At 60.7% G+C, this 21,477-nt stretch carries 17 protein-coding genes; 8 read left to right on the top strand and 9 right to left on the bottom strand.

The window, feature by feature from the left end:
- The first annotated feature begins 60 nt into the window (after window positions 1-60).
- The gene (pdxY, locus tag ACLBW8_RS09715) at window positions 61-933 is read left to right on the top strand and encodes a pyridoxal kinase PdxY (protein ID WP_447805250.1); all 873 of its coding nucleotides are present in this window, start codon (window positions 61-63) and stop codon (window positions 931-933) included.
- Between the two features lie 130 nt (window positions 934-1,063).
- On the opposite strand, the gene ACLBW8_RS09710 is transcribed toward pdxY, so the two are convergent.
- Entirely contained in the window at window positions 1,064-1,549 is a 486-nt protein-coding gene (locus ACLBW8_RS09710) for an acyl-CoA thioesterase (RefSeq protein ID WP_053258732.1), read from the bottom strand.
- A 294-nt stretch (window positions 1,550-1,843) separates the two neighbouring features.
- Here ACLBW8_RS09710 and ACLBW8_RS09705 point away from each other — a divergent pair, with 294 nt between their 5' ends.
- Window positions 1,844-3,607 (top strand): cation:proton antiporter, encoded by a 1,764-nt coding sequence (locus ACLBW8_RS09705; protein ID WP_221295927.1) that lies wholly within the window; start codon window positions 1,844-1,846, stop codon window positions 3,605-3,607.
- 18 nt (window positions 3,608-3,625) lie between these two features.
- Here ACLBW8_RS09705 and ACLBW8_RS09700 read toward each other — a convergent pair whose 3' ends face one another.
- The 3 genes from ACLBW8_RS09700 to uvrD all read right to left on the bottom strand — a co-directional run bounded on the left by ACLBW8_RS09700 (window position 3,626) and on the right by uvrD (window position 7,413).
- Window positions 3,626-4,033: an SMI1/KNR4 family protein gene (locus tag ACLBW8_RS09700; protein ID WP_017739032.1), complete on the bottom strand. Its 408-nt coding sequence runs from the start codon at window positions 4,031-4,033 to the stop codon at window positions 3,626-3,628.
- Between the two features lie 136 nt (window positions 4,034-4,169).
- Window positions 4,170-5,039 carry a Tim44 domain-containing protein gene (locus ACLBW8_RS09695; protein WP_447805249.1) on the bottom strand — a complete coding sequence of 290 codons (870 nt, stop codon included), beginning with the start codon at window positions 5,037-5,039 and terminating at the stop codon, window positions 4,170-4,172.
- A 190-nt stretch (window positions 5,040-5,229) separates the two neighbouring features.
- Window positions 5,230-7,413, bottom strand: a complete 2,184-nt coding sequence (gene uvrD, locus ACLBW8_RS09690) for a DNA helicase II (RefSeq protein WP_447805248.1) — start codon at window positions 7,411-7,413, stop codon at window positions 5,230-5,232.
- Between the two features lie 279 nt (window positions 7,414-7,692).
- Between uvrD and ACLBW8_RS09685 the strand changes: the two genes are divergently transcribed.
- From ACLBW8_RS09685 to ACLBW8_RS09675, 3 genes are all read left to right on the top strand, one after another.
- Complete coding sequence (locus ACLBW8_RS09685) at window positions 7,693-10,566, top strand: EAL domain-containing protein (protein ID WP_447805247.1); 2,874 nt, start codon at window positions 7,693-7,695, stop codon at window positions 10,564-10,566.
- A 162-nt stretch (window positions 10,567-10,728) separates the two neighbouring features.
- The gene (gene hexR, locus ACLBW8_RS09680; protein WP_010168370.1) at window positions 10,729-11,595 is read left to right on the top strand and encodes a transcriptional regulator HexR; all 867 of its coding nucleotides are present in this window, start codon (window positions 10,729-10,731) and stop codon (window positions 11,593-11,595) included.
- Window positions 11,596-11,814: 219 nt separating this feature from the next.
- Window positions 11,815-12,009, top strand: a complete 195-nt coding sequence (locus ACLBW8_RS09675; RefSeq protein ID WP_082895969.1) for a PA3496 family putative envelope integrity protein — start codon at window positions 11,815-11,817, stop codon at window positions 12,007-12,009.
- On the opposite strand, the gene ACLBW8_RS09670 is transcribed toward ACLBW8_RS09675, so the two are convergent.
- Window positions 11,939-12,913, bottom strand: coding sequence for a LysR family transcriptional regulator (locus tag ACLBW8_RS09670; RefSeq protein WP_432751353.1), 975 nt, complete (start codon window positions 12,911-12,913; stop codon window positions 11,939-11,941). The genes ACLBW8_RS09675 and ACLBW8_RS09670 overlap by 71 nt on opposite strands.
- A gap of 196 nt (window positions 12,914-13,109) precedes the next feature.
- On the opposite strand from ACLBW8_RS09670, the gene ACLBW8_RS09665 reads away from it, so the two are divergent.
- Window positions 13,110-14,525 (top strand): acetyl-CoA carboxylase biotin carboxylase subunit, encoded by a 1,416-nt coding sequence (locus tag ACLBW8_RS09665; RefSeq protein ID WP_003213442.1) that lies wholly within the window; start codon window positions 13,110-13,112, stop codon window positions 14,523-14,525.
- A 101-nt stretch (window positions 14,526-14,626) separates the two neighbouring features.
- Window positions 14,627-16,435, top strand: a complete 1,809-nt coding sequence (gene oadA / locus ACLBW8_RS09660) for a sodium-extruding oxaloacetate decarboxylase subunit alpha (RefSeq protein ID WP_447805246.1) — start codon at window positions 14,627-14,629, stop codon at window positions 16,433-16,435.
- A gap of 82 nt (window positions 16,436-16,517) precedes the next feature.
- Here oadA and ACLBW8_RS09655 read toward each other — a convergent pair whose 3' ends face one another.
- From ACLBW8_RS09655 to ACLBW8_RS09640, 4 genes are all read right to left on the bottom strand, one after another.
- Complete coding sequence (locus tag ACLBW8_RS09655) at window positions 16,518-17,810, bottom strand: autotransporter outer membrane beta-barrel domain-containing protein (RefSeq protein ID WP_447805245.1); 1,293 nt, start codon at window positions 17,808-17,810, stop codon at window positions 16,518-16,520.
- A gap of 266 nt (window positions 17,811-18,076) precedes the next feature.
- Entirely contained in the window at window positions 18,077-18,748 is a 672-nt protein-coding gene (locus tag ACLBW8_RS09650) for a GNAT family N-acetyltransferase (protein WP_447805244.1), read from the bottom strand.
- A 10-nt stretch (window positions 18,749-18,758) separates the two neighbouring features.
- Window positions 18,759-19,205: a GNAT family N-acetyltransferase gene (locus ACLBW8_RS09645; RefSeq protein WP_064454778.1), complete on the bottom strand. Its 447-nt coding sequence runs from the start codon at window positions 19,203-19,205 to the stop codon at window positions 18,759-18,761.
- Entirely contained in the window at window positions 19,202-19,840 is a 639-nt protein-coding gene (locus ACLBW8_RS09640) for an FMN-binding negative transcriptional regulator (protein WP_447805243.1), read from the bottom strand. The genes ACLBW8_RS09645 and ACLBW8_RS09640 overlap by 4 nt, the downstream gene beginning before the upstream one ends.
- Before the next feature lie 86 nt (window positions 19,841-19,926).
- Here ACLBW8_RS09640 and pdxR point away from each other — a divergent pair, with 86 nt between their 5' ends.
- Window positions 19,927-21,474 carry a MocR-like pyridoxine biosynthesis transcription factor PdxR gene (pdxR, locus tag ACLBW8_RS09635; protein ID WP_447805242.1) on the top strand — a complete coding sequence of 516 codons (1,548 nt, stop codon included), beginning with the start codon at window positions 19,927-19,929 and terminating at the stop codon, window positions 21,472-21,474.
- Window positions 21,475-21,477 lie beyond the last annotated feature (3 nt).

The following is a 21,477-nucleotide window of genomic DNA, read 5'->3' as shown; positions in this document are numbered from 1 at the left end:
GCTGTGTTTAGTCGCATACTGCGCGGCCAGAATTTCAACGGCTTTACGGAAATCCCCCGCATGAAACGCACACCTCATCTGCTTGCGATCCAGTCTCATGTGGTCTTTGGCCACGCCGGAAACAGCGCCGCCGTGTTCCCCATGCAGCGGGTCGGGGTGAACGTCTGGCCGCTGAATACCGTGCAATTCTCCAATCACACTCAGTATGGCCAGTGGGCGGGCGAAGTGTTGGCGCCGCAGCAAATTCCGGCACTGGTGGAAGGCATTGCCGCGATTGGCGAGCTCGGCAACTGCGATGCGGTGCTGTCCGGCTACCTCGGCAGTGCGGACCAGGGCCGTGCGATTCTGACTGGTGTGGCGCGGATCAAAGCCATCAACCCCAAGGCCCTGTACCTGTGCGACCCGGTGATGGGTCACCCGGAAAAGGGTTGTATCGTGCCCCAGGAAGTCAGCGATTTCCTGCTGGACGAGGCGGCCGCCATGGCGGATTTCCTGTGCCCCAATCAGTTGGAGCTCGACAGCTTTGCCGGGCGCAAGCCGCAATCGCTGTTCGACTGCCTGGGCATGGCCAAGGCATTGCTGGCACGCGGGCCGAAGGCGGTCCTGGTCAAGCACCTGGATTACCCGGGCAAATTGCCGGAGGGTTTCGAGATGCTGCTGGTGACTGCCGACGGCAGCTGGCACTTGCGTCGGCCGTTGCTGGCGTTCCCGCGCCAGCCGGTGGGCGTGGGCGACCTGACGTCAGGGCTGTTCCTGGCGCGGGTGCTGTTGGGTGACAGCTTGCTGGCGGCCTTCGAGTTTACGGCGGCTGCGGTGCATGAAGTGCTGCTGGAAACCCAGGCCTGCGCCAGTTACGAGTTGGAACTGGTACGCGCCCAGGACCGTATCGCCCACCCCCGGGTACGCTTCGAGGCCACGCCGATCAGTCTGTAAGTACCCGGAACCCAATGTGGGAGCGGGCTTGCTCGCGAAAGCGGAGTGTCAGTCGACCTACCAATGACTGACCCACCGTATTCGCGAGCAAGCCCGCTCCCACATTTTGATTGGGTTTACAGCCTGAGGCTTACGGCGCGTCGGCTTTGATTTCCTGATAGCGCTTTTCCAGCTCCTGGCGAATCTGCCGACGCTGCTGGGCCTGCACAAACCGGCGCTTGTCTTCGCTGTTCTGCGGCTGCAGCGGCGGTACGGCGGCGGGTTTGCGCTGGTCGTCCACGGCCACCATGGTGAAAAAGCAGCTGTTGGTATGGCGCACCGAGCGCTCACGGATGTTCTCGGTCACCACCTTAATGCCCACTTCCATTGAGGTGTTGCCGGTGTAGTTGACCGAGGCAAGGAAGGTCACCAACTCGCCGACATGGATCGGCTCGCGAAAGATCACCTGGTCGACCGACAACGTGACGACATAGCGGCCCGCGTAACGGCTCGCGCAGGCGTAGGCCACTTCGTCGAGGTACTTGAGCAGGGTGCCGCCGTGGACATTACCTGAGAAGTTGGCCATGTCAGGGGTCATCAATACCGTCATCGACAGCTGGGCGTTTCCGGGTTCCATAGCACACTCACGGGTTGTAGGCATTGGTTGGGGGGCGGCACCTCTACGGGTGCTGAACTCTTTGCAGCGCTCTCCCTAACGGGACGCCGGTGGGCGGCTTGCCGTCACGCGTGCACCGATCTGTTTCCATATATTGCACCGGCTTTCTGCCGGAAGTCGCGGTGTTAACCTTCAAACACCCATCTCAGGGCATTTCTTACGATCAAGGCAGACTTTTCCTTCCGCTCTTTGCGATTGTTCAAAGGCGCGAGTGGAAGTGGGAAAAGCGCCAGTACCCTCAAGGAGCCCCTCGCCATGCACGCCATCAGCTTTATCCAGGACTTGGCCGTGATCATGCTGGTGGCAGGGGTTGTCACTGTCCTGTTTCACCGCCTCAAGCAGCCGGTGGTGCTGGGGTATATCGTCGCCGGGTTCATCATCGGCCCTCACACCCCGCCATTCGGCCTGATCCATGACGAAGACACCATCAAGACCCTCGCCGAGCTGGGGGTGATCTTCCTGATGTTCTGTCTGGGCCTTGAGTTCAGCCTGCGCAAGTTGTTCAAGGTCGGCGCCACCGCGTTTATAGCGGCGTTCCTCGAAATCATCCTGATGATCTGGATCGGCTACGAGATCGGCCGATGGTTCGACTGGAACACTATGGACTCGCTGTTCCTCGGCGCGATCCTGGCGATCTCCTCGACCACCATCATCGTCAAGGCACTGAATGACCTGAAGATGAAAAACCAGCGTTTTGCCCAGCTGATTTTTGGCGTGTTGATCGTTGAGGACATCCTCGGCATCGGCATTATCGCCTTGCTGTCGAGTATCGCCGTCAGTGGTACGGTCAGCTCCGGCGAGGTGTTCTCCACGGTCGGCAAGCTCTCGCTGTTCATGATCGTCGCGCTGGTCATCGGCATTTTGCTGGTGCCACGCCTGCTGGCCTACGTGGCCAAGTTCGAAAGCAACGAGATGCTGCTGATCACCGTATTGGGCCTGTGTTTCGGCTTCTGCCTGCTGGTGGTCAAGCTGGAATACAGCATGGTGCTGGGCGCGTTCCTGATCGGCGCGATCATGGCCGAGTCCCGCCAGTTGATTAAGATCGAGCGCCTTATCGAGCCTGTGCGAGACATGTTCAGCGCGATCTTCTTTGTCGCCATCGGTTTGATGATCGACCCGCAAATCCTGCTGCAGTACGCGTGGCCGATCGCGGTGATTACCGTTGCGGTGGTGCTGGGCAAGATGTTGTCCTGCGGCCTGGGGGCTTTTATTGCCGGTAACGACGGCCGCACCTCACTGCGGGTTGGCATGGGGCTGTCACAGATTGGCGAGTTTTCATTCATCATCGCCGCGCTGGGCATGACCTTGCAGGTCACCAGTGACTTCCTCTATCCGGTGGCGGTGGCGGTTTCGGCAATTACCACCTTGCTGACGCCTTACCTGATACGCGGTGCCGACCCGTTGTCGTTAAAGATTGCCTCGGTGATGCCTAAGCGCATGAGCCGGGTATTTGGGATGTATGGCGAATGGCTACGCAGCATCCAGCCTCAGGGTGAAGGGGCAATGCTGGCGTCGATGATCCGCAAAATCATCCTGCAAGTGGGGGTCAACCTGGCGCTGGTGGTGGCGATATTCTTCACCGGCAGCTTTTTCGCAGCGCGCATCGGTGGGTATCTGGAAGGCTGGATCAGTGATCCGAGTTGGCAGAAAGCATTGATCTGGGGCGCGGCGCTGCTGTTGTCGCTGCCGTTCCTGATTGCGGCGTATCGCAAACTCAAGGCGCTGTCGATGTTGCTGGCGGAGATGAGCGTAAAGCCGGAAATGGCCGGGCGGCATACCCAGCGTGTGCGGCGGGTGATTGCCGAACTGATCCCTATCCTCTCGCTGCTGGTGATCTTCCTGCTACTGGCAGCCTTGTCGGCCAGTATTCTGCCGACCAACAAGTTGCTGGTGCTGATTGCCATAGTCACGGCAGCAGTCGCGGCTGTGCTCTGGCGGTGGTTCATCCGCGTGCATACGCGGATGCAGGTCGCCTTGCTGGAGACGCTGGATAACCACAAGGATACGCCGGAGCACTAGAGGCCCGCGTAGTGCGACTCAGCTTTCCAGCCAGACGTCCCGCGCCCAGTGCCATACCGATTCCCAGGTTTCTTCGGTGACGAGTTCTTCTTCGCCGGACCACAGCACCACGGTGCCGTCTTCTTCAACGCAGTAGTAGTCGTCGCCGTCCTGGCAGATCGGGATCATGCTGCGGTCAACACCGGCATCCCAGGCGTTGGCGGCAACGTCCGGCAGGTAGGTGTGGGATTGCGGGTCGGTGACGGTCACCGGCTCCAGGCTGCCATACACCACGTCGCTGACGGTCAGCAGGAATTCGCGGAAGACAAAGGGGATGTCGATGAACAGTTGTTCTTCGATTTCCACCAGTTGGTCTTCGTCAGGCAGCTCCAGAGGAACCGGGACCGGTTCGTTGGCTTCACGCAATTGTTCGATGATTTCTTCCACGGCCGGGATCCTCTTGCTAGATGGCGCGGTTTATAGGGGCGTTTTATACAGTAGCTCGCTATAAGTGCAACCGTGAAATAGAAAACCCCGGAACATGTCCGGGGTTTTTATGACCAAGTGCTCAAACGCGCAGCTATCAGCCGTTCTGACGGATACCGGCGACCAGCCAAGGCTGGTTGTCGCCTTGGGCGCGTTCCATATTCCAGCTTTCGCTGAATACTTCGCCCTGGTCGAAACGCGAGGTCTTCGACACGCCGATGAAGGTCAGGGTGGCGATGGTCTTGTCGGCGCGATCATCCACACCTTCCAGCTGGACGCGCAGGTCGTCGATGTAGGTCGACTGGAAGCCGTCGCCCAGGTCGGCGCGTTCGCGCTTGAGGAACTCCAGCAGTTGCGGGGTCACGAACTCGGAGATCTTGTCCATCTCGTTGGCGTCCCAGTGCTGCTGCAGGGACTGGAAGTGGCTGCGGGCCGCTTCGACGAAACGCTCTTCGTTGAACCACGCCGGCGCATTGATTACCGGACGGGCGGCAGCAGGTGCAGCCGAACCACCGAAGATCGAGCCCACGGCTGGTTTTTGCTCGAACACTTCACGCTGCATCGGCGCGCCGGCTGGAGCCATGTGCTCCTGCTGCTTGCGGCGACGGGCGGCGATAAAGCGGAAGATCAGGAAGGCGATGACGGCCATGATCAGGATGTCGAAGATCTGCATGCCCTGGAAGCCGCCGCCCATGAACATGGACGCGAGCAGGCCACCGGCTGCGATACCGGCCAGAGGGCCCAACCAGCGCGAAGCACCGCCGGCCTTGGCAGCCGCGCCAGCCGCACCGGCCGCGCCAGCGGTAGCCGCTGCACCGCCGGCACCGGCGGATGGAGCCATTTGGCTGGTCTGGTGAGTCGGCGCCGAGCCCATGCTTTTGCCGCCACCGAAGCGCTTGGCGTTGGCGTCGAGGCTCATCGTCAAGCCGATGCACAACGCCATGGCGATGCTAAGAAAACGTTTCATAAAGGGAATTCCCATTTGTGGATTGCACGCGCGCCATGTTGCACAGGTGTTGTGGCAGTGGCTAGCGACATAATGTTTCGGGCTTTTGCGTAGGCCCGAATCAGAATGGCCTGTAGGACTTATTACTGATATTGGCCCGCGCTTGTTAAAAACAAGGGCGGGCCAACAACCTTCATGTAGAGAAGATGTATCAGATTGCTTCGAGCTTCGCGTAGCCCATCATCAGCCACTTGCTGCCTTCGGCGAAATTCACCTGCACCCGTGCCTGGGCGCCAGCGCCTTCGAAGTTGAGAATCACGCCTTCCCCAAAGATCGCATGCTTGACCTGCTGGCCAAGGCTGAACGGTGTTTCCGGAATCTCGGAACCAGCAAACAGGTTGCTGGAGTTCTGCTGCTGGCCGCCGCCGAACGGGCGGCTGACGCTGTTGGACAGGCGCACTTCCTGAATCAGCCCCTTCGGCACTTCACGTACGAAGCGCGACACCTTGTTGTAGGTTTCGCTGCCGTACAGGCGCCGGGTCTCAGCATAGGTCATCACCAGGTTCTGCATGGCACGCGTGATGCCCACGTAGGCCAGGCGGCGTTCTTCCTCAAGGCGGCCGGGCTCTTCCAGGCTCATCTTGTGCGGGAACAGGCCTTCTTCCATGCCCACCAGGAACACATACGGAAATTCCAGGCCCTTGGCGCTATGCAAGGTCATCAGCTGGATGCTGTCTTCATGCTCATCGGCCTGGGTATCGCCGGCTTCCAGCGAGGCATGACCCAGAAACGCGGCGAGCGGGGTCAGCTCCTCATCTTCGTCAGTGTTTTCGAACGCGCGGGCGGCGCTGACCAATTCCTCAAGGTTTTCTACCCGGGCCTGGCCTTTCTCGCCTTTTTCCGCTTCGTGATAGGCGATCAGCCCGGACTGCTCGATCACGGTCTGGGTCATCAAGTGCAGCGGCATTTCTGCGCACTTGGCCGCCAGGCTCTCGATCAGTTCGACAAACACACCCAAAGCACCGGCGGCGCGGCCGGTCAGGCCTTTATTGGCGATCAGCAAGCGCATGGCTTCCCACATCGACACATCGGCGTGGCGCGCGTGGTCGCGAATAGCTTCGACGGTTTTTTCGCCGATGCCACGCGCCGGGATATTGATCACCCGCTCCAGCGCCGCATCGTTGCCACGACCTTCCAGCAAACGCAGGTAGGCCATGGCGTTCTTGATTTCCGCCCGCTCGAAGAAGCGCTGGCCGCCATAGATGCGGTACGGGATGCGTTCGCGCAGCAAGGCTTCCTCCAACACCCGCGATTGGGCGTTGGAGCGATACAGGATGGCGATATCGCTGCGCGCCAAACCGGTTTTCAGCGCGCTTTCGATGGTTTCCACCACATAGCGCGCTTCATCGTGTTCGTTGAACGCGGCGTACAGGTTGATCGCGTCGCCTTCGCCGCCGTCGGTCCACAGCTCTTTGCCCATGCGCCCGGTGTTATTGGCGATCAGCGCGTTGGCAGCCTTGAGGATGCCGGCGGTGGAGCGGTAGTTCTGCTCCAGGCGGATGGTGATTGCGTCCGGGAAGTCGTCGGAATACTGGTAGATGTTCTCGATTTTCGCGCCGCGCCAGCCGTAGATCGACTGGTCGTCGTCGCCCACCACCATCAGGCTGTCACCGCCCTTGGCCAGCAAGCGCAACCAGGCGTACTGCACGGCGTTGGTGTCCTGGAACTCGTCCACCAGAATGTGCCGGAAGCGCTTCTGGTAATGCGCCAGCAAGCCGGGGTTGTCGCGCCACAGGTCGAGGGCGCGCAGCAGCAGCTCGGAGAAGTCGATCACGCCGGCGCGTACGCAGGCCGCCTCGTACGCTTCATAGATGCTGCGCATGGTGGCGAGGAACAAATCGCCGCTGGCCTGGATATGTTGCGGGCGCAAGCCTTCGTCTTTCTGGCCGTTGATAAACCACTGCGCCTGACGCGCAGGCCAGCGTTGTTCGTCGAGGCCCAGTTCGCGGATCACGCGCTTGACCAAGCGTTGCTGGTCGTCGCTGTCGAGGATCTGGAACGTCTGGCTCAAGCCCGCTTCCTGCCAGTGCGCTCGCAACAGGCGGTGTGCCAGGCCGTGGAACGTGCCCACCCACATGCCGGCGGGGCTGATGCCCATCAACTGCTCGATGCGGTGACGCATCTCGGCAGCGGCCTTGTTGGTGAAGGTTACCGACAGGATCGAATGCGGGGACGCGTTTTCGACCTGGATCAACCAGGCGATACGGTGCACCAGCACTCGGGTTTTACCGGAGCCAGCACCGGCCAGGACCAACTGACGGCCAACGGGGGCTGCTACGGCCTGGCGTTGGGCATCGTTGAGGGAGTTCAGCAAAAGAGAGAGATCATCGCGCATCGGCGCATTCTATGGGCCTAACGGGAGTGGGGCAAATCCCAATGCCGGGTGGTCAATGGAAAACATCCAGCGTGACAGTGGCCGGGCAAACATTCTGCCGGGGCTGATGACTGGTTGGTCATGGGCCACAGCCCGCACGGGCTCTCGCTCAAGCAGTCTGGCTCGAAGGTTTGCGGCCGATTCCAGTGCGGTTTTTATGACGTGGAGCAGTTTGGCCCAAGCGCTTGCTTGTGTATGCTCCGTCGACGTTTCGGGCTCACCATTATAAGAATACTGCCTATGACCCTCAGTCCCGATCTGTTCGGCCCCTCGGCGGCGCCCGCGCAGGTCATCCGTAAACATTACGCAACCGAGATGGCGGTCGAACGCACTCGCCTCTTGTATCAGGGTTCATTGCTGCCGACGTTATTGATGTTGGTCAACGGCCTGGTGTGTGCCTGGTTGCTGTGGAACCCCAAGCAATATGTGTTGGACAGCATCTGGCTGGTCTGGCTGCTCGCGCTGGTGGCCCTGCGTGTGATCCAGGTGGCGGCTTTTGATTCGGCGATGCCCAGTCGCCAGGCCCGGCCGATCTGGCGAGGCATGTTCATGTTGGGCTCGGCGGTCAGCGGCCTGACACTGGCGACTGCCGCCATCGCCCTGGTGCCTGTCGACAGTTTTATGCAGCAAGCCTGGGTGTTCGGCCTGATCGGCGCAGCGACGCTGTCGGCCAGCGTGGCCTATGCCGTGAGCCTGCCCGCCTTCCTGTCATTTGCTGTGCCGTGCCTGGTGCCGGCCATTGTCTATCTGTTCTGGAATGGTGCCCCGCAGCAGCAAGGTTGGGGGGTACTCGGCCTGATTCTGCTGGCCTCTTTGAGCCTGGTGGCGTGGCAGGTCAACCGCCTGATCCAGCGCGGGTTGTTGCGGCGCTTCCAGAACCAGGCGTTGATCGAGCATCTCCAGCAGGCGCAGCAACGCAGCGAGCAATTGAATCAGGAACTGGTGCGTGAAGTTGGCCAGCGTCGGCAGGTCGAACAGGAATTGCGCGAGGCGCAAACCGGTCTGCAAGACCGTGTGGCGCAACGCAGCCAGGAACTGGACGCGGCCAGCCTTGCCCTGAACAAAAGCGAAGCGCGCCTGGCCATGGCCCTGCAAGCCAGCGAACTGGGCTTGTGGGACTGGAACCTGCAAACCGATGAAGTGCACCACACCCAACTCAAGGAACTGTTCGGCCTGGAGCCTGAGTACGTTACTGCAATGCTCAGTCATCTCAAGCCACGCCTGCACCCCGACGACCTGCCGCTGCTCAAACGCGCCCTGGTGGAGCACCTCAAGGGCCGCAGCGAGGATTATCAGGTCGAATACCGTGTGCGCCATGGCGCTGGCCATTGGGTGTGGATCGAAGACCGTGGTCGCGCCGTGGAGCGAACGCCCAGCGGACGCGTCACGCGCATGCTCGGTACCCGTCGCGACATCAGCGCCGGCAAGGTCCTGGAAGAGCAGCAGCGCCTCGCGTCGACCGTCTTCGAAGCCGCCAGCGAAGGCATTGTGATTCTCGACCCGGAGTACGTGCTGATTGCGGTCAACCAGGCCTTCAGCCGTGTCACCGGTTTTGAAATGGACGACATGATTGGCCGCAATGTCGTGGAACTGCCCAGCAGTCGTGACGCCCGCCGGCATTTTCCGGTGATCCGCCAGGCACTGCTCAGCCGTGGCACCTGGCAGGGCGAGTTGGTGGAAACGCGCAAAAACGGCGAGCTGTACCCGCAATGGCTGCAACTGAACGTAGTGAGCGATGCTCGCGGAAAAGTCAGTCATATTGTCGGCTTCTTCGCCGATTTATCCGCGCGGCGTGAATCCGAAGAGCGCATGCGCTACCTCACTCACTATGACGAGTTGACGGGCCTGGCCAACCGCTCGCTGTTTCGCGAACGGCTGCGCGAAGCTCACCAACGCGTGCGTCAGGGCGGGCGCAGCCTGGCACTGCTGCATATCAACCTGGACCGCTTCAAGCTGCTTAATGACAGCCTCGGCCATGAAGTCGCGGATCAGCTGTTGCAGAAAATGGCGCGGCGATTGATCAATGCCTTGCCCGAAGCCGACACCATTGCGCGGCTGTCCGGTGATGAATTCGCCGTCCTGTTCGACGGCTACGGCAACTTGTCGAGCCTGGCGCGTGTGGCCACGCGGCTCTTGGCCAAACTGCGCGTGCCGGTGACGGTAGAAGGGCATGAGCTGGTGGTCAGCGCCTCAATGGGCGTAAGCCTGCTGCCGGATAATGCGCGGGAGATTTCCGCGCTGGTCAGCCAATCGAACATGGCCATGCAGCACGCCAAGCACTTGGGCGGCAATAATTTCCAGTTCTACACCGATAGCCTGCAAGCCAGCACCCTGGAGCGTTTGCAGCTGGAGAACCACTTGCGCAAGGCCATCGACGAGCGCCAGCTCACGGTGTTCTACCAGCCGAAACTGTGCCTGGCCACGGGCAAATTGAACGCTGCCGAAGCACTGGTGCGTTGGGAGCATCCGCAATGGGGCATGGTGCCGCCGGGGGACTTTATCGGCCTGGCCGAAGAGACCGGCTTGATCGTACCGCTGGGCGAGTTCGTGCTGCGCCAGGCGTGTTGGCAAGCGTGCGAGTGGCAGCGCCAGGGGCTTGCACCGATCCGGGTGTCGGTGAACCTGTCAGTGCATCAGTTGCGCCAGGGCAAGTTGGTCAGCCTGGTGCGTCAGGTACTTGAAGAAACCGGCCTGGCCCCGCACTACCTGGAGCTGGAGCTGACCGAAAGCCAGCTGCTCGACAACGTTGAACACATTATCGCCACCTTCCAGCAACTGCGCGATTTGGGCGTGAAGCTGGCCATTGATGACTTCGGCACGGGCTATTCGTCCCTCAGTTACCTCAAGCGTATCCCCGTGGACTACGTGAAGATCGACCAGACGTTTATTCGCGGGCTTGGCCAAGGCCGTGAAGACGCGGCCATCACCCGGGCGATCATCGCGATGGCCCATGGCCTGGCACTCAAGGTGGTGGCCGAAGGAGTGGAAGATCAGCAGCAGCTGGATTTCCTGCGAGGGGAGCGATGCGATGAGGTGCAGGGCTACCTGATCAGCCGGCCGATGCAGGCCGAGGGGTTGGCAGATTTGTTACGGAAAAATGCAGATTTTTCTTAATGACGCCAAGGCTGCCCGTGTGGCTACAAAGCCTCTGCCCTTTGAATCAGAGGGCAGCAGGGCGATTTAGTGATGCATCGGACGGGCAAAACGGCAATTCTTGTAGTATAACTACAAGCTTGCTACATCCCTGGCACCCGCCAATAACAAGAGTCCTGTCCTTTGAACCTGTTGCAACATATCGCCCAGTCGCGCCACCTGTTACGCAAATCGGAACTCAAGGTTGCCGATCACGTGCTGCTTGATCCTGCGGCTGTGATGCACAGTTCCATGGCCGACCTGGCCCACAGCGTGGGCATCAGTGAGCCGACCATCGTGCGCTTCTGCCGCGCCATCGGTTGCTCCGGGTTCCAGGACTTGAAACTCAAACTGGCCCAGAGCCTGGCTGCCGGTGCGAGCTTCGGGCAGTTTGCGATTCACGAAGACGATTCCGTCGCCGACTACAGCCTGAAAATCTTCGACACCACCTTGCACACCCTCATGGAAGTGCGCGAGAAGCTCGACCCTGTGGAGCTGCAGAAGGCCGTGACGGCGATGTCCCAGGCGCAGCGCGTGGAGTTTTATGGCTTCGGTGCGTCGGGTGCCGTTGCTGCGGATGCCCAGCACAAATTCTTCCGCCTGCTGCTCACCGCAGCGGCCTATAGCGACCCGCACATGCAGGCGATGTCGGCGGTCACGCTGAAACCGACTGACGTGGCCATCTGCATTTCCCAGTCCGGTCGCTCCAAAGACTTGCTGATTACCGCCAACCTGGTGCGTGAAAGCGGTGCGACGCTGATCACCCTGTGCCCGAGCCAGACGCCGTTGGCGGAACTGTCCACGGTCAACCTGGCGATCGATGTGCACGAAGACACCGAAATCTACACGCCGTTGACCTCGCGCATCGCCCACTTGGTGGTGATCGACGTGCTGGCGATGGGCGTGGCCATGGCGCGCGGGCCGAGCCTGGTCAACCACCTCAAGAGCGTGAAGCGCAGCTTGCGCAGCCTTCGTCTCTCGCCTAAATCCGTCAAAGCCCTCGACGACTGATCAGCGGCTGAACGCGGTCAAACATGTGGGAGCTGGCCTGCCTGCGATTACGGTCTGCCAGTTGCCATATTGGGTGGCTGATGCACCGCTATCGCAAGCCAGCCCACATTGGCTTTGCGCCAGTTTCCGAAGATTCATCGTCCTGTAACCCCCGCGCCGCCAAACCGTCATCCCCCGCGCCCATCCTGACCTCCCCGTACTCGCATTGGGAGACTCAAAATGGCCCGGCAATACGAAGACAGCAGCACCGTCAAAACCCGTCGTCAGCAGGAAGACCAGCGCCGCATGGCGTTCCGTCGCGCAATCGAAGACCGTTGCGAGGAGCGTCAATTGCTCCAGAGCATCAGTGACTACCCGGAACTCCACTGGCAGGCACCCGCGGCTGCCCAGCGAAGCGTTCAGCCAACGCGCTGATCTGCACCCGTTCGCTGCGGATAAAGCCCAGGAACGCATGGGCCACCGGTGACAGGCGCTTGGCTTTGGCTTGCACCAGGCACCAACTGCGGTACAGCGGCAGTTCCTCCACCGGCAGCTCATTGAGCCCGCCGGTGGCCAGTTCCAGGTTGACCGCGTGGCGCGTCAGCAGCGCCACGCCCAACCCTGCGCTCACACACTCACGCTGCGCCTCGGCCGAAGCCACCTCCACCGTTTGGGTGAAGTGCACGCGTTTTTCCTTGAAGTACTCCTCGCAGGCCAGTCGCGTGCCGGAACCCGGTTCGCGTATCAGCAGCGTGTAAGGCTCCAGGTCCTGAAGGCGCAGCGGTCCTTGCAGGCTCAACGGATGATCAGGCGGCGCCACGGCAACGATCGGATTGTTGAGAAACGGCAGGAATTCCAGGCCCATGTCCTGAGGCACCATGGACATGATCACCAGGTCATCCCGGTTATCTGAAAGCCGGCGAATCACCTGGGCCCGGTTGACCACCGTCAGGTGCAGCTGCACCTCCGGATGCTGGCGCTTGAAGGCGGCAAACAGGTGCGGCACGAAGTACTTGGCGCTGGATTCCACGGCCAGTTTCAACTGCCCCTGCAGCGAGCCCTGCATGTCCGACAGCTGCATATCGAGGTTTTCCAGGCGCCCGAAAATATCGCGGCTGGCCCGTTGCAAGGCTTCGGCAGCCTCGGTCATGTAGAGCTTTTTGCCGACATAATCGAACAGCGGCTGGCCGATCAGTTCTTCCAGCTGGCGAATTTGTAGGCTAACGGCCGGTTGTGTGAGGGACATTTCTTCGGCTGCGCGGCTGTAGGAACGCAAATCACAGACTTCATTAAAAATCTGCAATTGGCGTAATGTCATACGCATCAATGACTTACGCATTATCTAAGTGCTCTCGCCTGGGGCCGTTCGGCCAACTATAAGTCTTTACTTATGCACGACCCAATAATTATTGATTTTTGTTAATCCTCCGGTGCGCATAGTGTGTGTCTCGCGACTGTCATGAAACATTTGGTCACGCGCCGACCCGGATCCAAAGGGTTGAAGAACGCAGCAATCGGCTCAAGGGAATTTCCAAGTGATAAAAAAGATCCTGATCGCCAACCGTGGTGAAATTGCCGTACGAATCGTGCGTGCTTGCGCCGAGATGGGCATTCGCTCGGTCGCGGTCTATTCCGACGCCGACCGCCATGCGTTGCACGTCAAACGTGCCGACGAAGCCCACAGCATTGGTGCCGAGCCCCTGGCCGGTTACCTCAACCCGCGCAAGCTGGTGAACCTGGCGGTGGAAACCGGTTGTGATGCGTTGCACCCCGGCTATGGTTTCCTGTCGGAAAACGCCGAGCTGGCGGACATCTGCGCCGAACGCGGCATCAAATTCATTGGCCCGTCGGCAGAAGTCATTCGCCGCATGGGCGACAAGACCGAAGCGCGCCGCAGCATGATCAAGGCCGGTGTGCCGGTCACGCCGGGCACCGAAGGCAACGTTGCGGACATCGCCGAAGCCCTGACCGAAGGCGACCGCATTGGTTACCCGGTAATGCTCAAGGCCACCTCCGGTGGTGGCGGTCGCGGTATCCGTCGTTGCAACAGCCGCGAAGAACTTGAACAAGCGTTCCCCCGCGTTATATCCGAAGCCACCAAGGCGTTCGGCTCGGCGGAAGTGTTCCTGGAAAAATGCATCGTCAACCCCAAGCATATTGAGGCGCAGATCCTCGGTGACAGCTTTGGCAACGTGGTGCACCTGTTCGAGCGTGATTGCTCGATCCAGCGCCGTAACCAGAAGCTCATCGAAATCGCCCCCAGCCCGCAGCTGACCCCTGAACAGCGCGCCTACATCGGCGACCTGTCGGTGCGCGCCGCCAAGGCCGTGGGCTACGAGAACGCCGGCACCGTGGAGTTCCTGCTCGCCGAGGGCGAGGTGTACTTCATGGAGATGAACACCCGGGTGCAGGTGGAACACACCATCACCGAAGAAATCACCGGCATCGACATCGTGCGTGAGCAGATCCGCATCGCGTCGGGCCTGCCGTTGTCGGTGAAGCAGGAAGACATTCAGCACCGTGGCTTCGCGTTGCAGTTCCGCATCAACGCCGAAGACCCGAAGAACAACTTCCTCCCAAGCTTCGGCAAGATCACCCGTTACTACGCGCCCGGCGGCCCCGGCGTGCGCACCGACACGGCGATTTATACCGGCTACACCATCCCGCCGTTCTACGACTCCATGTGCCTGAAACTGGTGGTATGGGCGTTGACCTGGGAAGAAGCCATGGACCGCGGCCTGCGTGCCCTGGACGACATGCGCCTGCAAGGCGTGAAGACCACGGCCGCCTACTACCAGGAAATCCTGCGCAACCCGGAATTCCGCAGCGGCCAGTTCAACACCAGCTTTGTGGAAAGCCATCCTGAGCTGACCAACTACTCGATCAAGCGCAAACCCGAAGAGCTGGCCCTGGCCATCGCCGCCGCCATCGCCGCCCACGCAGGCCTATGAATGAAACAGCTGCGAGCCTTTAGCTACAAGCGGCAAGTAAAAGCAGATTGGCTTTTTCTTGCAGCTTGTAGCTTGAGACTTGCCGCTATGAGGAGATACCAATGACTAAAAAGATCTTCGTAACCGACACCATCCTGCGCGACGCCCACCAATCGTTGCTGGCCACCCGCATGCGCACCGACGACATGCTGCCGATCTGCGACAAGCTCGACAAAGTCGGCTACTGGTCGCTGGAAGTCTGGGGCGGCGCGACCTTCGACGCCTGCGTACGCTTTTTGAAAGAAGACCCGTGGGAGCGCCTGCGCAAACTGCGCGCCGCATTGCCTAACACGCGTCTGCAAATGCTGCTGCGCGGCCAGAACCTGCTGGGCTACCGCCACTACAGCGACGACGTGGTCAGAGCCTTCGTCGCCAAGGCCGCCGTGAATGGCATCGACGTGTTCCGCATCTTCGACGCGATGAACGATGTGCGTAACCTGCGCGTGGCCATCGAAGCGGTCAAAGCCGCCGGCAAACATGCCCAGGGCACCATCGCCTACACCACCAGCCCGGTGCACACCATCGGCGCGTTTGTGGCGCAGGCCAAGCAAATGGAAGCCATGGGTTGCGACTCGGTGGCGATCAAGGACATGGCCGGGCTGTTGACCCCTTACGCCACTGGCGAGCTGGTCAAAGCGTTGAAGGCCGAGCAAAGCCTGCCGATCTTTATTCACTCGCATGACACGGCGGGTCTGGCTGCGATGTGCCAACTCAAGGCCATCGAAAACGGCGCCGACCACATCGACACCGCCATTTCCAGCTTCGCCTGGGGCACCAGCCACCCTGGCACCGAGTCGATGGTCGCCGCCCTCAAAGGCAGCGAGTTCGACACCGGTCTCGACCTGGAACTGCTGCAGGAAATCGGCCTGTACTTCTACGCGGTGCGTAAGAAGTACCACCAGTTTGAAAGCGAGTTCACCGCTGTCGACACCCGTGTGCAAGTCAACCAGGTGCCGGGCGGGATGATTTCCAACCTGGCCAACCAGTTGAAAGAGCAGGGCGCACTCAACCGCATGAGCGAAGTACTGGCCGAAATCCCACGGGTGCGTGAAGACCTCGGCTTCCCGCCATTGGTGACGCCGACTTCGCAGATCGTCGGTACCCAGGCGTTCTTCAACGTACTGGCCGGCGAGCGCTACAAGACCATCACCAACGAAGTGAAGCTCTACCTGCAAGGCGGCTACGGCAAAGCGCCGGGCACCGTGAACGAAAAACTGCGTCGCCAGGCCATCGGCAGCGAAGAAGTGATCGACCATCGCCCGGCTGATTTGCTCAAGCCGGAAATGACCAAGCTGCGCAGCGAAATCGGTGCGTTGGCCAAGTCCGAAGAGGACGTGCTGACCTACGCCATGTTCCCCGACATCGGTCGCAAGTTCCTCGAAGAACGCGACGCCGGCACCCTGGCGCCAGAAGTGCTGTTGCCGATCCCTGAGGCCGGCGGTGTGGCCCGTGCCGGTGGCGAAGGCGTACCGACCGAATTCGTTATCGACGTGCACGGCGAAAGCTACCGCGTCGACATTACGGGTGTTGGCGTGAAGGCCGAAGGCAAGCGTCACTTCTACCTGTCCATCGACGGCATGCCGGAAGAAGTGGTGTTCGAACCGCTCAACGAGTTTGTCAGCAGCGGCGGCAGCAAGCGCAAGCACGCCACTGAGCCGGGCCATGTCAGCACCGCGATGCCGGGCAATATCGTCGACGTTCTGGTCAAGGAAGGCGACGTGGTCAAGGCCGGCCAGGCTGTGCTGATTACCGAAGCCATGAAGATGGAAACCGAAGTGCAGGCCGCGATTGCCGGCAAGGTGACCGCCGTTCATGTGGCCAAGGGCGACCGGGTCAATCCTGGCGAAATCCTGATTGAAATCGAAGGCTGATTCAGCCTTCGACACTATCGCTTAATCCTCGGGGGGGCAGGTGCTCCCCTTTTTTTTGCCTCGAATTTATCGCTGGGCGCCGTTAAAAATTCATCTTCCATTGCCCCATCAGGCCCTGGCTTTGGCTTTGGCTGCCGGTTTGTGCGTTATAGGTCAGGCCGACGGTGTGTTGGCTGGATAAGGCGAGGTCCAGGCCCGCCTGCATATCCAGGCTATTACGGTCCAGCGAGGTGCCGTTGAGGGTGAAACCATCAATGAGTCCGGGCGTGTAGCGATACGATTGGCGCACCTGGCTATCGACTTCGCCGTAGAGGTGTTTCCAGCTCGTACTCACGTGGGGTGTGAGGCTCATCCGGTTGTCGAACCGATACACCGTGGCCAGACGAAGGCCGAAGGTACTGCTCAGGTTCTGTTGGGTTTGTGAGCCTGCGTTCAGCGCGGTCAGGCCACCGCTTTCTTTGAAACTGCCGCGGTGATAGCGCTGATAGCCGAGGCCTGCGAAGGGTTCCACGCGTAAGTCTGCACTGCCCAGTTGATAGCCCAGTTCGGAAAATACGCTTTGGCTTTGGGCGTTGTAACGGCCTTTGAGCTGCTCTTTGTAATCAAGCAGGTTGACGCTGCGTTTGTTCTCCCCGGTATGGGCACTGTAGATCGCCCCCAGGCGCAGGGCCAAAGGGCCGTCCTGGCGCACGGCGTAACCGCCCAGGTGCAAGCTGTCGAGTTCGGCCCGAAAGCGTTGAGCTTGAAGCTCACTGGAGGATTTTGCGCCCATCACACCGACTCGCCAGGCGTCAGCCACCGCCCAATCGGCGCCCAGCATCAGGCCTTTGGTGTCATGTTTGAGCCCGTCGCTGCCGCCCTGTTTTTCGAGCTTGCCGTCGTTGCCCAGGCCTTGCACCCAAAAGTGGCCATCGCCATTGGTGGGCAGCGTGCGCAGGGTTGAGAGCAATTGGTTGCTGATTTTTCCGGTGATGGCCTGGGTTGCGCCAGCCAGATTGGCATTTTGGCTGCCCGCCAATTGTTCGAGAACTGCACCGATTCCTCCGGGTTGGGCAGCAAGATCGTCACCGAACCGTTCCAGTGCGTTGATCTGTCTTCTGGTCAACTCACCGGATTCCAGCAGGCGACTCAGCGCGGGCTCCAGGACCTTGGCGACCTGCAGGCCGTTATGCGTGGTGACCTGGCGAGTGAGGTAACCGTCGATGGAGGGTGCTTGCACTGGTGGGGTGTAAAACCTCGCATCGTTAAGAGCGGGGAGGGGATCAAATACGTAGGGTGTGAAGGCGATATCACCTTGCGCCTGTGCGGATTGAAGGCTGGCGGCACTGATCGCGAGGGCCATGAGAAGGGCAAGTCTGTGATGTGTAAAGGGCATGTAATCCCGACCTCTGATGAATGAGGCCGGGAATTTAGCGAGATAGCGGGGTGATAACTGTCAGGTAATCGACCCTTGGTTTGCGGGAGCTTTCTCTAGTCCGGCGCGATTAAAAACTCATCTGCCATTGGCCTGTCAGCGCATCTGTTGTTGCGGATGGGTGTGATGCCTTGAAGGCGTTGGACTGCAAGGTGGGCAAAGGCGGCTGAACCCATCGTTTGAAATCGCTGACGATCTAAAGTGTGGTGCTGTGTTGTCAGTGAGCGTCAGGCTCGGCACTCGGCCAGTGTTTTCAGTTGGCCGGCACCACTCTGGTTCGCCTCGGACAACCATGCTTCAAACCCAGCCGCGACCTTTGGCCATTCCGAATCCAGGATTGAATACCACGCCGTATCGCGGTTCTGCCCCTTCACGACCATGTGCTGGCGGAATACGCCTTCAAAACTGAACCCCAAGCGCTCGGCCGCGTATTTGGAGCGAGCATTGCCGTTGTTGCACTTCCATTCCAGGCGACGGTAGCCCTGTTCGAAAGCGTACTTGGCCAGCAAGTACACGGCCTCGGTGCTTTTCGGTGAGCGCTGCATCGGCGCGCCGAAGGTGACGTGGCCGATTTCGATACGGCCCTGGGCCGGGACGATGGACATCAGGCTGAGGATGCCTTGGACGTCGCCGCTGGCGCGGTCGATTACGCTGAAAAAATACGGTTCGTTGTGCTGGGCATGGTTGTTGAGCCAGGTATCAAACGCGGCGCGTTCGGCAAACGGGCCGTAGGGCAAATAGTCCCACAGCTTAGGGTCGGCGCCGGGGCCATGAAGGGCTTGAAACAGTTCGTCGCCATGGCGGGCCGGGTCGAGTTTTTCCAGGCGGATGTAGCGCCCTTCCAGCAATTGAACCGTGGGCGCGGGGACGCCTTTCCAGTCGGCGGGTGAGATAGGCATGCTGCGCTCCTTAAAGACCTTTGCGAAATTGAATGAAACCGGGGCGTTCGGCAATGCGTTCATACAGTTGAATCGCCGTGGCATTGGTCTCGTGAGTCAGCCAATGCACCTTGCAGCAGCCATCGTCCTTGGCGGTGGCGTAGACGAATTCGATGAGCTTACGCCCCACGCCGGTGCCGCGTTGCGCCGGGTCCACCAGCAAGTCCTGCAAGTAGCAGGCGTTTTCGATGCTCCAGTTGGAGCGGTGGTAGATAAAGTTGACCATGCCCACCGCCTTGCCGTCCTGCCAGGCGAGGGCCGAGTGAGTCGGCTCGTTGGCGTCGATCAGGCGTTGCCAGGTGCTTTGGCTGACAGCGTCCGGCAGTTCGGTGTTGTAAAACGTCAAATACGCTTGCCACAGCGGTAACCAGGCGCCGTGGTCGGCGGCAGTCACCTGGCGGATGTCGATCTGGCTCATTCTGAAACTCCTTGGGGAATAAAGCGGGCGAGGGTCTGGTCGCGCATATCCACGCTGGCGGCCAGGCCCTCGCGCACACCGGCGATGTCGGCCTGGCTGCGGTTCTGGCTGAGTTTGCGCTTGCCGAGCAGGCGCTCGATCGGCAGGGCGAAGCCGACGATGGCCTTGAGCATGCCGTCGATGTAGTCGGCCGGCGCGTCGCTGACTTTCCAGGGCTGGGCGCGCCGGCCTTCGTGACGGTCGGTGAGGGCGCTGACCACGGTCAGCAGGCGCTCGGCGTCGGTAAACACCTCGGCTTTGCCATAGGCATGTACAGCGAGGTAATTCCAGGTAGGCACCACTTTGCCGTGCTCGGCCTTGGACGGGTAAAACGCCGGGCTGACATAGCCTTCGGCACCGGCAAAGATCACCAGGGCTTCGTTGCCATTTTGCAGCTCGCGCCACTGCGGATTAGCCTTGGCGAGGTGCCCGTAGAGCGTGCCATTCGGGCCTTCGTCGGGGTTAAGCAGCAGCGGCAAGTGGCTGGCTTGCAAGCCTTGCTCACCGAAGGTGACCAACTGCGCCAGGCGGGTGTGCTGGATCAGTTGCTGCAGTTCAGGCAAATCTTCGAGGGCAAAGGCGCGCGGTGTGTACATGAAATTTTCCTTGGCGAATGCCTGCATCCTAGGCAGGCTAATGGTTCGTTGTAAGAGCCATCTAGCACCAATTTCATGGGTCCAATATGCCGCCTATTTCGCCGCCGCTGTTATTCAACCCCGCAGGCATTGAGCTGGATCGCCGTCAGGGCCTGACTCGCCAACTCTACGGCGCGTTGCGCCAGCGGGTGCTGGACGGGCGGCTGGTCAGTGGCACGCGGTTGCCCGCCACCCGCGACTTGGCGGCAGCACTGTCGATCTCCCGCAACAGTGTGGTGCGCGCCTACGATCAGTTGTATGCGGAGGGGTTTATTGAGAGCCGGGTGGGTGATGGCACGTATGTCGCCCAATTGCCCACGCCAAAAAAACTATCCACAAAAGTATCCACAGGGTTTTCCACAGGCTTACCCACAGCCTTATCCACAAAATGGGCGGATTTGCCGGAAGATCTCGACAATGAAGTTATCCACAGTGCGGGCGTGGCGCGGGTCAAAAATAACCATCTTTCCCTGCCTCCCTCGGGGCCGCCTCGGGCATTTCGCGTGGGTGTGCCGGCCTTTGATCTGTTTCCGTTTGAGGTATGGGCCAAGCTGAATGGGGCGTTCTGGCGCAAGCCGGACCTGGAACAGCTTTGCTATGGCGACCCGGCAGGTGACGGCCGTCTGCGCGGTTTGATCGCCGCTTACCTGCGCAGCTCGCGGGGCATGCAGTGTTCGGCTGAGCAAATTGTAATCACCTGTGGTGCGCAACAGGCAATCAGCCTTTGTGCACAGTTGCTGGTGGAGCCGGGAGACCGGGTGGCGGTGGAAAACCCGGGCTATCGCGCGGCTGGGCATGCATTTGCCCTGGCGGGTGGGCGACTGCAAGGCGTACCGGTGGACGGCGAGGGGATTGATTGCCAAGTGCTCAACACACTGGATGACTGTCGTGTGGCGTATGTCACGCCTTCTCATCAGTACCCGCTGGGTGTGGTGATGAGCCTGGCGCGGCGCCTGGAGCTGCTGGCCTGGGCTGAACGTACGAGCGGCTGGGTCATCGAGGACGACTATGACGGTGAGTACCGCTACAGCGGCGCGCCCCTCTCGCCGTTGGCGGCGCTGGATCGTAGTGGGCGAGTGTTGTATGTCGGCACCTTCGGCAAGGTGGCGTTCCCGGCGCTGCGCCTCGGTTATCTGGTATTGCCACCCGGCCTGGTGGACGCTTTTACCCGGCGCCGCGCCGTGGACATGCGCCATTCCGAAGTGAGTACCCAGGCGGTGATGGCGGAGTTTATGGCCGCCGGGCATTTCCAGCGGCATATCCGCCGCATGCGGCGTGCGGCGTTGAGTCGGCGAAACGCCTTGCTCGCCGGTTGGCCCAATGGGTTGCCAGGTGTCAGCGAACTGCTCGGCGTTGCGGCGGGGTTGCACCTGACGGTGCGCGTGGACAGCCTGGCGCGCGAGCAGCAATTGCTGGTCCAGGCCCACGCGGCAGGCGTCGAGGTCAACGGCTTGAGCAGCTATTGGCTGCCCCAGTCCACCACGCCGGTCGATCAGCGTGCCGGGCTGGTGCTGGGCTTCGCCGCCGTGCCCGAAGCGGATATCGCCGTGGCGCTGTCGCGCTTAAGGCTGGCATGGGGCGCCCGCCCTGGCTGAGTT

It is taken from the genome of Pseudomonas sp. M5A4_2d (assembly GCF_053345295.1).
This window is presented reverse-complemented; position numbering and strand designations above follow the sequence as displayed.

Coding starts and splice junctions, on each gene's coding strand:
- pdxY (WP_447805250.1), top strand. CDS start 61: ATGAAACGCACACCTCATCTGCTTGCGATCCAGTCTCATGTGGTCTTT.
- ACLBW8_RS09710 (WP_053258732.1), bottom strand. CDS start 1,549: ATGGAACCCGGAAACGCCCAGCTGTCGATGACGGTATTGATGACCCCT.
- ACLBW8_RS09705 (WP_221295927.1), top strand. CDS start 1,844: ATGCACGCCATCAGCTTTATCCAGGACTTGGCCGTGATCATGCTGGTG.
- ACLBW8_RS09695 (WP_447805249.1), bottom strand. CDS start 5,039: ATGAAACGTTTTCTTAGCATCGCCATGGCGTTGTGCATCGGCTTGACG.
- uvrD (WP_447805248.1), bottom strand. CDS start 7,413: ATGCGCGATGATCTCTCTCTTTTGCTGAACTCCCTCAACGATGCCCAA.
- ACLBW8_RS09685 (WP_447805247.1), top strand. CDS start 7,693: ATGACCCTCAGTCCCGATCTGTTCGGCCCCTCGGCGGCGCCCGCGCAG.
- ACLBW8_RS09675 (WP_082895969.1), top strand. CDS start 11,815: ATGGCCCGGCAATACGAAGACAGCAGCACCGTCAAAACCCGTCGTCAG.
- ACLBW8_RS09670 (WP_432751353.1), bottom strand. CDS start 12,913: ATGCGTAAGTCATTGATGCGTATGACATTACGCCAATTGCAGATTTTT.
- oadA (WP_447805246.1), top strand. CDS start 14,627: ATGACTAAAAAGATCTTCGTAACCGACACCATCCTGCGCGACGCCCAC.
- ACLBW8_RS09655 (WP_447805245.1), bottom strand. CDS start 17,810: ATGCCCTTTACACATCACAGACTTGCCCTTCTCATGGCCCTCGCGATC.
- ACLBW8_RS09650 (WP_447805244.1), bottom strand. CDS start 18,748: ATGCCTATCTCACCCGCCGACTGGAAAGGCGTCCCCGCGCCCACGGTT.
- ACLBW8_RS09645 (WP_064454778.1), bottom strand. CDS start 19,205: ATGAGCCAGATCGACATCCGCCAGGTGACTGCCGCCGACCACGGCGCC.
- ACLBW8_RS09640 (WP_447805243.1), bottom strand. CDS start 19,840: ATGTACACACCGCGCGCCTTTGCCCTCGAAGATTTGCCTGAACTGCAG.
- pdxR (WP_447805242.1), top strand. CDS start 19,927: ATGCCGCCTATTTCGCCGCCGCTGTTATTCAACCCCGCAGGCATTGAG.